The 12,170-nt window shown below is 68.2% G+C and carries 6 protein-coding genes and 1 tRNA gene; 4 read left to right on the forward strand and 3 right to left on the reverse strand.

Translation table 11 applies throughout. From position 1 onward, the window contains the following. Positions 1 to 71 precede the first annotated feature (71 nt). Positions 72 to 833 (forward strand): tol-pal system protein YbgF, encoded by a 762-nt coding sequence (gene ybgF / locus ACEN9G_RS03530; protein WP_413341188.1) that lies wholly within the window; start codon positions 72 to 74, stop codon positions 831 to 833. A gap of 46 nt (positions 834 to 879) precedes the next feature. Then, positions 880 to 955: transfer RNA gene (locus tag ACEN9G_RS03535), tRNA-Lys, on the forward strand. A gap of 66 nt (positions 956 to 1,021) precedes the next feature. On the opposite strand, the gene ACEN9G_RS03540 is transcribed toward ACEN9G_RS03535, so the two are convergent. Then, positions 1,022 to 1,540 (reverse strand): lytic transglycosylase domain-containing protein, encoded by a 519-nt coding sequence (locus ACEN9G_RS03540; protein WP_413341190.1) that lies wholly within the window; start codon positions 1,538 to 1,540, stop codon positions 1,022 to 1,024. Between the two features lie 170 nt (positions 1,541 to 1,710). Between ACEN9G_RS03540 and ACEN9G_RS03545 the strand changes: the two genes are divergently transcribed. Then, the gene (locus ACEN9G_RS03545; protein WP_483127691.1) at positions 1,711 to 2,724 is read left to right on the forward strand and encodes a 5'-nucleotidase; all 1,014 of its coding nucleotides are present in this window, start codon (positions 1,711 to 1,713) and stop codon (positions 2,722 to 2,724) included. Here ACEN9G_RS03545 and pbpC read toward each other — a convergent pair. Both pbpC and ACEN9G_RS03555 read right to left on the reverse strand, forming a co-directional pair. Then, positions 2,634 to 4,823 (reverse strand): penicillin-binding protein 1C, encoded by a 2,190-nt coding sequence (gene pbpC, locus ACEN9G_RS03550; RefSeq protein WP_483127692.1) that lies wholly within the window; start codon positions 4,821 to 4,823, stop codon positions 2,634 to 2,636. The two genes, ACEN9G_RS03545 and pbpC, sit on opposite strands and share 91 nt — an antisense overlap. Next, complete coding sequence (locus ACEN9G_RS03555; RefSeq protein ID WP_483127693.1) at positions 4,823 to 10,543, reverse strand: alpha-2-macroglobulin family protein; 5,721 nt, start codon at positions 10,541 to 10,543, stop codon at positions 4,823 to 4,825. The genes pbpC and ACEN9G_RS03555 overlap by 1 nt, the downstream gene beginning before the upstream one ends. Positions 10,544 to 10,705: 162 nt before the next feature. On the opposite strand from ACEN9G_RS03555, the gene ACEN9G_RS03560 reads away from it, so the two are divergent. Beyond that, entirely contained in the window at positions 10,706 to 12,106 is a 1,401-nt protein-coding gene (locus ACEN9G_RS03560; RefSeq protein ID WP_413344114.1) for an L-cystine transporter, read from the forward strand. The last annotated feature ends 64 nt before the right edge of the window (positions 12,107 to 12,170 follow it).

The following is a 12,170-nucleotide window of genomic DNA, read 5'->3' on the forward strand; positions in this document are numbered from 1 at the left end:
TGCGGTGCAGACTGCATCCCGCCCCGTTTCCATTTGGATTCCCAAGTTTTCATAGGTCTAGAAAAGTCATGATGATCAAACCGTCCCAGTTCCGCCTCGCCGCCGTCGCCCTCGCCCTGACCGCCTGGCTGCCCCTGCAGGCGAACGCCGGCCTGCTCGACGACGATGAAGCCCGCAAGGCGATACTCGACCTGCGCGCCAAGGTCGATGCACTGGCACGCGACATCAACGCCCGCGTCGACACGAAGGCCGACAAATCGATCGGCGTCGACATGCTGAACCAGCACGAACAGACCATGCAGGAAATCTCGCGCCTGCGCGGACAGGTCGAAGTCCTCGCGAACGAGGTCGCCAACGCCCAGAAGAACCAGAAAGACCTGTACGCGGATCTCGACGCCCGCATCAAGAAACTCGAACCGCGCCAGGAAACGATCGACGGCCAGACCGCCGAAGTCCTGCCGAGCGAAAAGAGAACCTACGACGGCGCGATGGACCTGTTCAAATCGGGCGACTACAAGGCCGCCGCCGGCGCCCTGCAGGAATTCGTACGCCGCTTCCCCGACTCGGCCTATGCCGCCAACGCCCAGTACTGGCTCGGCAACGCCTATTACGCGCAGCGCGACTACAAGAACGCGATCGCCGCCCAGGAAGCCGTCGTCGCCAACTACGGCACGAGCGCGAAGGCCCCGGACGCCATGCTCAACATCGCCTCCAGCTATACGGAGCTGAAGGACAAGAAAAACGCCAAGAAGGCCCTGCAGCAGCTCGTGTCGAAGTTCCCGGACTCGGCGGCAGCGCAGGCAGCGAAGGACCGGCTGGCGGCGCTGAAGTAACCCGTTTGACACGACTGCAGTTACCCCATATAATCTTGCTTCTTTCGGGTCGTTAGCTCAGTTGGTAGAGCAGCGGACTTTTAATCCGTTGGTCGCTGGTTCGAGCCCAGCACGGCCTACCAGAATTCAGCAGTAGCAAAGCAAGGCGTTACGAGTGATCGTGACGCCTTTTTTGTTTTGCGCTCCGCTCATGCGGTCATCGCATGCAACGCCCCGATATCGTCCGGATCGCGTTTCAGTTTTTCGGCCGCCGCGCGGATCTTGCGGTAATAGATCCCGTTCCGCACGCCGCGATAATCCATGTACGCTTCCACGATCGGATCCGCCCGCTTCTCACGCCTGGCCCGGTCGATCAACGCCTGCAGATAGCGCGTACCCATCTGGATATTCGTCGCCTCGTCGATGAACGCCGGGCTCGCGTGAAATGCATCCGCTTCAGCATACAGCGCAGGCTCCGCGCAGCGCTGGGTGGCCGGCTTGCACAGGTTATCGAGCCGGAACAGTTCGCGGTTCGCCACCTTCAGCAACTGCATCAAACCGCGTGCGCTGCTGCCTGCGGGCTGGGCGCACGCGTCGAAGCGCGATTCCATGTAGATCTGGCAGACGATCAGTTCGTCCGGCAGGCAGGAGCGGTTGTTCTCGTGCACGAGCCGGCGGATCTCGCGCAAGCGGGCGAGGGGTTCGGTGCACACCATCTGGTCGGCCATGTCGTCACCTGTCTCGTTACGTCATGCGCTTCATGGTCTTACCCGTACCGCATGAGCAGTTTGCGCTCGCTCAGGCGGGGTGATCGATTGAACTCAAGTATCCTTTAGCCCTGCCCTCGATAATTGCCGTTTGGAATGCTCCCGTTCCGCCACCAAGGAATCCGACTGCCATGCCTCCCCTCGACCTTTCCGATACCCTCGTGGTCGGCATCTCCGCCACCGCCCTGTTCGACCTGGCAGAAGCCGACGCTATCTACAAAGCCAGATCCATCAAGAATCCCCAGGGTGCACTGGAGGAATACCGCGCCTACATGCTCGAGCGCGAGAACGAGCCGCTGCGCGACGGCACCGGCATGGCCCTCGTGCGCGCCCTGCTCGGCCTGAACCGCTATGCGCCGTCCGAATCGAAGCCGCTCGTCGAAGTCGTCGTCATGTCGCGCAACAGCCCGGAGACCGGTGTCCGCGTCTTCAACAACATTCGGTCGCGCGGCCTGCCGATTTCGCGCCATGCGTTCACCGGCGGCGAGTCCGTCGTCGATTACCTGGACGCCTTTGCCGTCGACCTGTTCCTGACGACGAATGTCGAAGACGCCCAGCGCGTGATCGATGCGCAGGCCTGCGCCGCCGCGATCCTGAAGCCGCCGCCGCACGCGGCCGAGGCGCCGCCGGAAGACCAGGTGCGCATCGCCTTCGACGGCGATGCCGTGCTGTTCGACGATTCCAGTGAACTGGTCTACAAGACCGAGGGCTTCGACCGCTTCCACACGATCGAGGACGAGAAGCAGAACGAACCGATGAAGGACGGTCCGTACGCGATCCTGCTGCGCCGGCTCGCGCGCCTGCAGGAACGGCTGCCGTTCGGCGCGGACGTGTCGCCGGTACGGATCGCGATCGTGACGGCGCGTAGCGCGCCGGCCGAGATGCGGGTCATCAATACCCTGCGCCACTGGGGCGTGTACGTGAACGAGATCTTCTTCCTCGGCGGCGTGCCGAAGTCGAAGGTCGTCAAGGCATTCCGCGCGCACCTGTTCTTCGACGACCAGGACCTGCACCTGGACCCGGCCGCGCGCCACGTTCCGTCCGGACGCGTGCCCTACCGCTCGGACTCGCCGCTGTTCACGCCGTTGCCGCTCGACCTGATCGCGGAACCGCCGGTACTGGTCGAAAAAGTGGAAGCCAGCTGACCGGGAGCCGCCGCTCCACGTACTTCAAACCGGGCGGCGGCCACCGCCCGGCCATCTTCTCCCACCAGCTTCACTTCATGCTCGCCCGGAAGCGGTGCCCACGTGGCACTCCGGTCGGCCGGGCCGGCATCCGCGCCATCGAGTTCCCAGCGCAGGCCCGCGCCGCCGTAGGCGCGCAGGCTCACGCGCTGCAGCGGTGCCGGGATGTCCGGATCGAGCGCGATGACACTGTCCGCGGCCGGATACACGATGCGCGGCACGCGCTTCGCCGGCGGCAGCATCTCGACCAGCGCGACTTCCGTGCCGCGCACGAACCATTCGCCGCGCTCGGGCTCCACGGCCGGCGCGAAGCGGACCGTCTGGCGCACGATGCCCGGCGGGGCGGCGGGCGGCCGGCTCGGGCGGTCACGGTGCAGGTAGTCCATCACGTCGCGCCACACGGGCGCCGCGCCCGACACGCCGGACACGTCCCACATCGAGCCGCCGTCGAAATTCCCGACCCACACGCCGACCGTGTAGCGGTCCGAAAAGCCCACGCACCAGTTGTCGCGCATGTCCTTGCTGGTGCCCGTCTTGACGGCGCTCCAGAATCCGGTGGCGAGTTCGTTGGAAAGGCCGAACGTCGTGCTGCGGGCCGCGCGGTCGGACAGGATGTCAGCCACGATGAAGCTGGCGCGCGCATCCAGCACGCGCCGTTTGCCGTCCTGCACGCCGCCGTTCGCGAGCGTGCGATAAGCGTGCGCGAGTTCCAGCAGGCTGACGTCGCCCGAGCCCAGCGCCAGCGACCAGCCGTAGAACTCCGGCGCCTCGGTCAGGCTCGTGATGCCCAGCAGCCGCAGGCGCTCGTGAAAGCGCTCCAGTCCCGTCAGCATCAGCGTGCGCACCGCGGGCACGTTCAGCGAGCCGGCAAGGCTCGTGCGCACCGACGCCGCATCGCGGTACTGGTGGTCGTAGTTCTGCGGCACATACAGGCCGCCGACGGTCGGGATGTCGACGGGCGTGTCGTCCAGCAGCGACGCCGCCGTCAACTGCCCCCGTTCCAGCGCCAGCTCGTATAAAAACGGTTTCAGCGTGGACCCGGCCTGGCGCAGCGCCGTCACGCCATCCACTTCGCCGACGCCGCCGTTCGCGACATACGCCAGCACGTCGCCGCTGGCGTTGTCGATCACGATCACGGCGCCGTCGCCGACGTTGCGTTCGGCCAGTTCGGCGAGGTGGCGGCGCAGCGCGGCGACGGCAAAGCGCTGCAAGCTTGCGTCGAGCGTGCTGCGCACGACGCTGCCCGAACTGGAGCCCACTGCGCCGCCGAGGCGGCGCACGAACTGCGGCGTCACACCCGTCGGCGCGGATACCGGCGCGGACGCGGTGCGCGCGAACGCCGCGTCGACTTCCCACTCGATGGCCGCGCAATCCGCGCGCGGTTCGAGCTCACCCGCGAGCTCGCGTGCGAGCGCGCAGGCGCGCCGGGCGACCGTCCGCGGCGGTGCCGTCGGTGCGCGCAACAGGCTCGCGAGGATCGCGGCCTCGCCCGCGTCCAGCCCGGACGGGGCCTTGCCGAACAGGTTGCGCGCGGCGGCGCCGATGCCCTGCAGTTCGCCGCGATAGCTGGCCAGGTTCAAATAGGCTTCGAGGATCTGGCGCTTGTTCCACCCGGCTTCCAGTTCGCGCGCGGCGAGCGCCTGGTCCCATTTGCGCGCCCACGTGCGGCCCTTCGACCGCGGGGCCAGCTTCGGATCGAGCAGACCCGCGAGCTGCATCGTGATCGTCGACGCGCCCCGCGTGCGCTGCTGGCCGCTGCTGAACAAATTGTCCCATGCAGCCTTGCCGATGGCCTGGAAGTCGATGCCGCCGTGCTCCATGAAGCGCTGGTCCTCGGCCTGCAGCACGGCGCGGCCGAGCGCGGGCGAGATGTCGTCCAGCGCCACCCAGCCGAGCCGCCGGCCCGCCATGTCCACACGCACCGTGGCGAGGGTCTCGCCGTGGCGGTCGAGCAGCGTCGTGTCGGACGAGCGCCAGGCTGCCTTCACTTCCTGCGGCGTCGGCACGGCGGCATGCACCGGCATCGCCAACAGCAGCAGAAGCCAGACCAGGGTCTTCATCACTGCACCGTCATCCCCGCGTTCGGCACTTCGCCGAACATCTCCGGCGCGTACATGGCTTCCACGCGCGTGGTGGGCAGCGCGAAGCGGCCCTCGTTGTTCAGCCGCACCGTGTACTCGACGGTGAAGCGGCCCTTCGGCACCCATTCGTAGTACGCGCGGTAGCCGGTGTGCAGGCGCTCCTCGAACGCCGGCCACGTCCAGCCGGTGCGGCGTTCGCCGGCCGTCGCGATCTGCGAATCGCGGCCCAGGCCCGAACCGAGCACGCTGGCGCCGGCCGGGATCGGATCGTCGACGACGACCCACGTCATGTCCGATTGCGCGTCAATGTCGAGGTGGACGCGGTAGACGTCGCCGCGCGACCACGTGCCCTTGACCTTCTGTTCAACCGGCGTGACGGTGCGCGCGATGCGGTAGCCGGACGACAGCGGCGCCTTCAGCGGCACGGCCGCCAGGCTCTGGACCGTCGCCCACGGCTTGCCGCTGCCCTGCTGGCGCATGGTCAAGGTGCCACGGCCCTGCGGCCAGGCCTGCAGCACGGTCGCCGGCACGGTGCCGGTCCAGCTGACGGGCTTCCCGTCTGCACCTGTGACGACGAGATTGGCGCTGCCCGTCACCGGCTCGCGCTCGTAGGTTTCGGAGAAGCGCTTGAGTGCGACGGTGCCCCAGGCGTTGGCCGTCGTCGTGTCCCAGTGGCCGTGCTGCTGGCGGCCGAGGGCGCCGCGCGCGAGGCGGCCGGCGTCGACCTTCCACGCCGGATCGTCCAGGGTCGCCAGCAGCAGGCGGTTGGCGTTGACGTCGACGGACGTCATGAGCCACCACCAGCCGTCCGCGCGCTCCGTCGAAAAGCCCATCGTCGTGCCCTGCAGGTTCAGGCGCGCGCGCAGGACCTGGCCGGCCTGCACGAGGCGCTGCTCGCGCTGCGGCAGTGCCGGCGTGCGTTTCAGGATCAAATACCAGTCGATGACGGCGGACGTGGGCCACAGATTCGGCCGCACCTCGATCGAGTCCAGCAGCGCCGGCTGAATCTGCGTGTCGCGCGACAGCGCTTCCAGCGCCGCCAGCTTGCGCACGGCCAGTTCACCCGTCGCGCGGCCGCTGCCGCGCACGATCTTCCCTTCGACGAACGCGGCGAGGCCCGCTTCCATGCGGCCGCGCAGCTCGTCCGGGATCGCATATCCGGCTTCGTGCGTCACGGACAGCACATAGGCCGTGAGCACGTCGCTGCCCTGGTCCATCGGCGCGAAATACTTGACGAGGCCATCGCCGTCCAGGTGCGACGGCAAGGTCGCGACGACCTTCTCCCACATCGCCTCGTCCTGCAGCGCCACTGCGCGCGACGTGCGCTGTTCGAAGCACGTGTACGGATACGCGGTCATGTAGTCGCGCACGCCCGGCAGGTCGCTGCCGAGGCGCGCCTGCAGGGTCGTGCGGATGCCGCCGCGTCCCGGCAGCGCGTCGGCCGGGCGCTCGACGGGCATCGTCTTCGTGCCGTCGATCTGCACGAGCGTCGCCTGCAGGGTGCGCACCGGCACGGCGACGTTCACCTGCTGCGTGGCGCGCATGCGGTCGCTCGCGCCCTCGCCTGCCGCCATGACGTCCCACTGCAGCTTCGTCGCGCCTGCCGGCACCGCGTAATCCCAGCCCGCTTCGCGCGATTCGCCCGGCGCGAGCACGACGTCCTGGCGCGGCAGCGCCTGCGCCTTGCCGCCGTCGGCCGCCACGCCGGCGTCCAGGCGGATGGCCAGCTGCCGTTCGGACGCGTTGCGCAGCGTGAACCCGGCGCGCAGGCGGTCGCCTTCGCGCACCTGCGGCGGCAGGCCGGAGACGAGCATCAGGTCCTGCGACGTGCGGATGTCCGTGCCGCCCGTGCCGAACCGGCCCGCGCCGCTGCTCGCCACGGCGACGACGCGGAACGACGTCAGCGAATCGTTCAGCGGCACGTCGACTTTCGCCTCGCCGTTCGCATCGAGGACGACCTTGCCCTTCCACAGCAGCAGCGTCTCGAACAGTTCGCGCCCGGCGCCGCGGCCGCCGCCCCCGCCGTGCGGGAACGCCTTGCGGCCGAAGTGGCGCTTGCCGACGACCTGCATCTGCGCCGTCGACGTCTCCACCTGCAGGCTGCGTTCGTGCATCATCGTCTCGAGCAGATTCCAGCTCGTGTTGGGCATCAGTTCCAGCAGGCCGGCATCGACGGCGGCCACGGTGACTTCCGTGCCGGCCGCCGGCCGCGTGCCGTCCGGGTCGCGCACACGGATGGTCACCTGCGCACGTTCGCGCACCTTGTACACCGGCTTGTCGGCCGCGACGTCGACCTTCAGTTCGTGCCCCTTCCAGCCCACGCGGATCGGCGCGATCCCGAGTTTATAGGCGGGCTTGCCCAAGTCGACGAGCGCCGTCGGCTGCACGCCCGCCACGCGCCCGCGCACGACGAGGGCCGACACGAACACGTTCGGCGCATAGCTCGCTTTCACGGGAATCGAGATCGTCTGGTCGCGGCCGGACAGGCGCCGCACGTACGTGTCGAGGATGCCCTCGCGCTCGACGGTCACGAGCACGGTCGCGCGGCGGAACGGGCTGCGCACCTGGAAGCGCGCCTGCTCGCCCGGCTCGTAGCGCTTCTGCGCCGGCAGCAGGTCGATGCGGTCGTGGTCCGCGTTCGCGAACCACTGTTCCTCATCGCCCGCCACGTAGACTTCGCGATGGGTGGCCGCCACGCGTTGCTGCGGATCGGTCGCTCGGGCGCGCAGGATCAGGTCACCGTCGACTGGCGCCTTCACGTCGCACACGAGCAGGCCGCGCGTGTCCGTCGTGCCGCTGCACGCCTCGCCGATGCGCTTGATCTCGGCGCTGTGCTCGTAGGCGTAAAAGCCGCCGACGAGACGGCGCCGGTGCGAATACGTCGCGCGCTTGAGCAGGTCGACCGTCACCGGCACGTTCGCCACCGGCTTGCCGGCGACGTCCAGCACGACGGTCTGGAATTTCAGCGCATCGCGGCGCAGCAGCCAGCCATCGGGCTTGATGCCGACGACGTACGCGGATGGCCACAGCGGCACGCGTGTGGAGACCGTCAAGGTCTCGCCGTTGGCGTCCTGGTACGACAATTCCGCCAGCAGGCTTTTCGGGCGCTCGATCGCCGGCAGCTTGTCGACGACGATGCGCGCGCCGCCCGCGCGGTCGAGCTGCAGGCTCTGCGTGCGCGCGACTTCCTGGCCGGGCGTGCCTTCCGATTCCGTCTCTTCCTCGCCCTCGCTACCTTGGTCGACGACGCCCTCACGCACATCGCCCGCACCCAGCGCGAACTCGTCGTAGTCGGCGAACTGCACGCCGGTATCCTGCACGACGCTGCGCAATTTCACCGGCGCGAGACCCGCCGGGCCGCCGGACAAATAGCTCACCTGCGCATCGAGCGTGACGGCCCGCGGCGCCACGGCGGGATGCTTCGGTCCCGCCAGTTGCGCCTTCATCGTCGGCACGCGGAATTGCTCGACACGGAAATCGCCCGCCACCTGGCCGCCGATCAGCACGTCGTACCCGCCGAGCTTCGCTTCTGCCGGGATCGCCCACTCGCCTTCGGCGCTGCCGTTCGCGTCCCAGCGCAGCGGGAATTCGACCTTTTCGCCGCTGCCCTGGTGGACAAGGAAGCCGCGCGCCGGCAGCGCGGTCTTGTCCGTGCCAAGTTCCTGCGCGCGCCAGTCGCGGAGCGCCGATGGCGCCGGATCCTTCGCGCGCACGAAGGCAAAACCCTGCTGCGTGCGGCGGCGCAGGTAGTGCTTCATGTGGACGGTTTCGCCGGCGCGCAAGAGTGTCCGGTCGAATACGGTGGCGACGATGCGGCTGTCCTCGTCGCGGCCGCCCGTGGGCAGGTTGAAACGCCATGCCTCGATGCCCTGCTGCCAGTCGGACAGGGTGAACGTGAAGTCGTCGCCGCGCGCGGCCGTCACGACGTAGTTGTCGCCTTCCTTGCAGCGCGCACGCGGGAGCGCCTGGCGGATGCGCGCGATGCCGGCGGCGTCGCTCGTGCCGGTCCACAGCAGCCGCGCGCCGCAGTCGCGCACTTCCACGCGGGCGCCCGCAACGGGCTGGCCCTTGTCGAGCGACGTCACCCACACGAGCGACGATTGCGCGCCGAGCTTGAAGTGCGCGGCGAGATTCGTGACCAGGGCCGCGCTGCGCACGTAGGCCCTGCGGCCTTTCGGATTCAGCGCGGCGCCCAGGCGCGGGCTTTCCAGTTCGACCGCGTAGAAGCCGGGCTGGCGCAGCGGGATGCCGATCACTTCGAACGCGCGCCGGCCGAGCGGTTTCGGGAGCGTGAAGCGCTGCAGCGCGTCCGGCCTGGCGCCCTTGAAGATCGACACCTTCAGCTGATCGCCTTCCGGCTGGCTGGGATTCAGCCCGCCATGCGGCCCCGCGACCTTGCGCAGCCACGTGAGCACGTCGGCCGTGCGGCTGGCGTCGAGGCGCATGGCGACGCCGTTCGTGTGCACGCGGCCGGCCAGGCGCGCCTCGACGTTGCGCACGGTGACGGGCAGCAGGCGGTCGCCGTTCGCCTCGATGATGCCGAACGGCGCGGCGAACTTGACGAGCGGCGGCTGCTCGCCCGTGCGCACGGCGAGCGGGAAGCGGCCCGCGTTGACGAGGGACCGGCCCGCATCGTCGCGCAGGTCGGCCGGCAGGTGCAGCGTGAATCTTGCCTGTTCCGGGAACGGCCCCGGCACGCTGGCCTGGTCCACGAACCCCGGCGTCTGCCCGCCTTCCTTGTCGATGCGCGCCGGCCAGCGCTTGCCGCCGGGCCCTTCCAGGTAGACCCTGGCCGCGTCGGCCGCGCGCACGGGCGCGCTGAATTCCACGCGCATCGGCTGGAACGGAATGCACTGGGACCGCGCGTTGACTTTCTCGCAGTTGAAGCGGGCCGTGAAATCGGCGCGCGTCTTGAACGAGAGCGTCTGGTCCTCGGCCGTCGCGATGCCGTTCGGCGCAGCCACGCCGGCGCCCCAGACGAGCGCCACGTCCGCATTCGACGGCAACGTGCGACGGCATTGCAGCACGACGATGCGGGCCAGGCGGCCGGCCTTGTCGTCGGCGCGCAGCTGCGCGTCCGGGTACGGTCCGATGTCTTCCTTGCCGCGGTCCTCGGCGACGATTTGCCGCACGAACCAGCGGGACGTAGCCAGCACCTGTGCGCGCTGCTCGCCCTGCACCAGGGTCACGCCGATCTTGTCGCTGGCGCCGTCCGCGCGGCACCACGCCTGTTTCAGGATGCTGTCGGCCGACGCGGGCGCGGACAGCGCGAGCACGAAGGCCTGTTTCTCGTCGATGCCGGACGCACCTTCGTGCGCCAGCGTCTCCAGCACGGCCGGGCCGCCCGAGGCAACCGTGAATGCCTGTGGCCCCGCCAGCGGCTGGCCGGCCAGGTCGCGCACGTTGGGTTTCAGCGTGAAACGGCAGCTCGTGGCACCCGGCAGGTCGCGTTCGAAGTCATAGCTCCACGTCTGCGCATCGACCCAGCGGCCGCTGCCCGGCACGGCGCACGCAACGTCGAACGGCGTCTCGGCGCGCAAATCGCCGAACGCGACCATCGGCTGCGAAAAACGTGCCACGGCCTGGCGCACGCGCCGCACCTGCCCTTCGGGAGAAAAACCGGAGACAGCGGTCTGCGCCCACGCGCCGGACCAGCAGCACAACAAGACGAAGCACAGCAGGCGGCGCAGGACGGCCATGGTTTCTCCCGGGAGATGGCGGACGGACGACGGCTGAGTGTTGCAAACTCGGCTTGCAGTGTCAACAACGTTTAACAATTGCAACGCATCGTGAGCGTCATGCAAACGTGCATGATTGGATATAGAATGCGGATCTTATATTTCCTGTACGCATATAAGACCATGAGTCTTCCCCTGATCCTGAACCTGGCCATCGCCCTGGCCGCGTGCGGCCTGCTGTACATCATGCAGCAACGCCACCTGTCTTTCACGAAACGCGTGTTCACGGGCCTCGGCCTGGGCATCGTCCTCGGCGCGGCGTTCCAGGCGTTCTACGGCAACGGTTCACCGGTTATTGCACAGACGAATGCGTACCTCGACATCGTCGGCACGGGCTATGTCAAGCTGCTGCAGATGATTATCATGCCGCTGATCATGGTCTCCATCATCCAGGCCATCCTCAAGCTGCGCGATGCGTCGTCGCTCGGCAAGATCAGTGCGCTGACGCTCGGCACGCTGATGGTCACGACGGCCATCGCCGCCTCGATCGGCATCCTGATGGCCAAGCTGTACGGCCTGTCCGCCGTCGGCCTGACGTCGAGCGCGGCCGAAGTCGCGCGCGGCCACTATCTAGAAGGCAAGCTGGCGACGGCGCAGGACGTGTCGCTGCCGACCATGATCCTGTCGTTCATTCCCGAGAATCCCTTCCTCGACATGACGGGCGCGCGCAAGACGTCGACGATTGCCGTCGTGCTGTTCTCGATCTTCATCGGTGTGTCCGCCACGGGCATTGCCGCCAAGAAGCCGGACGTATTCGAAAAGTTCAGCGAGTTCGTCCACATCGCCCACGTGATCGTGATGCGCATGGTGACGCTCGTGCTGCGCCTGACCCCGTTCGGCGTGTTCGCCCTGATCACGCAGGTGCTGGCGAGCTCCAGCGTGCAGGACATCCTGAAGCTGATCGGCTTCGTGGCGGCATCGTACAGCGCGCTGATCCTGATGTTCGGGGTGCACCTGCTGATCATCGCGGCCGTGGGCCTGAACCCGGGCCGCTACGTGAAGAAGATCTTCCCCGTGCTCGCCTTCGCTTTCACGTCGCGCACGTCGGCCGGTTCGATCCCGATGAGCGTGCAGACGCAGACCGCGCGCCTCGGCACGCCGGAAGGCATCGCCAACTTCGCCGCGTCGTTCGGCTCGATGATGGGCCAGAACGGCTGCGCCGGCATCTATCCGGCGATGCTCGCGGTCATGATCGCGCCCACCGTCGGCATCGATCCGTTCACGAGCAGCTTCCTGTTGCCCCTGGTCGGCATCGTCACCATCGGTTCCGTCGGCGTGGCCGGCGTGGGCGGCGGCGCCACGTTCGCCGCCCTCATCGTGCTGTCGGCGCTGAACCTGCCGGTCGCGCTGGCGGGCCTGCTGATTTCCATCGAGCCGCTGATCGACATGGGCCGTACCGCCCTCAACGTCAGCGGGTCCATCACGGCCGGCACGTTCGCCAGCCGCGTGCTCGGCCAGACCGACATGGCCGTGTTCGACAGCGACGCCGAGGTCAACCTCGACAGCGAGGAGCAAGTGGCGTAAAGGTGGTGCAAACCTTTCTCCTGTCCACGTAAGAGCCCGCCTACACGTCGTTTTGGCACACGTT

The sequence above is a fragment of the Massilia sp. Masssp94 genome, from assembly GCF_059491305.1.

Excerpts from the sequence above, each read along its gene's own strand:
- ybgF (WP_413341188.1), top strand. The coding sequence starts at position 72 with ATGATCAAACCGTCCCAGTTCCGCCTCGCCGCCGTCGCCCTCGCCCTG.
- pbpC (WP_483127692.1), bottom strand. The coding sequence starts at position 4,823 with ATGAAGACCCTGGTCTGGCTTCTGCTGCTGTTGGCGATGCCGGTGCAT.
- ACEN9G_RS03545 (WP_483127691.1), top strand. The coding sequence starts at position 1,711 with ATGCCTCCCCTCGACCTTTCCGATACCCTCGTGGTCGGCATCTCCGCC.
- ACEN9G_RS03555 (WP_483127693.1), bottom strand. The coding sequence starts at position 10,543 with ATGGCCGTCCTGCGCCGCCTGCTGTGCTTCGTCTTGTTGTGCTGCTGG.
- ACEN9G_RS03560 (WP_413344114.1), top strand. The coding sequence starts at position 10,706 with ATGAGTCTTCCCCTGATCCTGAACCTGGCCATCGCCCTGGCCGCGTGC.
- ACEN9G_RS03540 (WP_413341190.1), bottom strand. The coding sequence starts at position 1,540 with ATGGCCGACCAGATGGTGTGCACCGAACCCCTCGCCCGCTTGCGCGAG.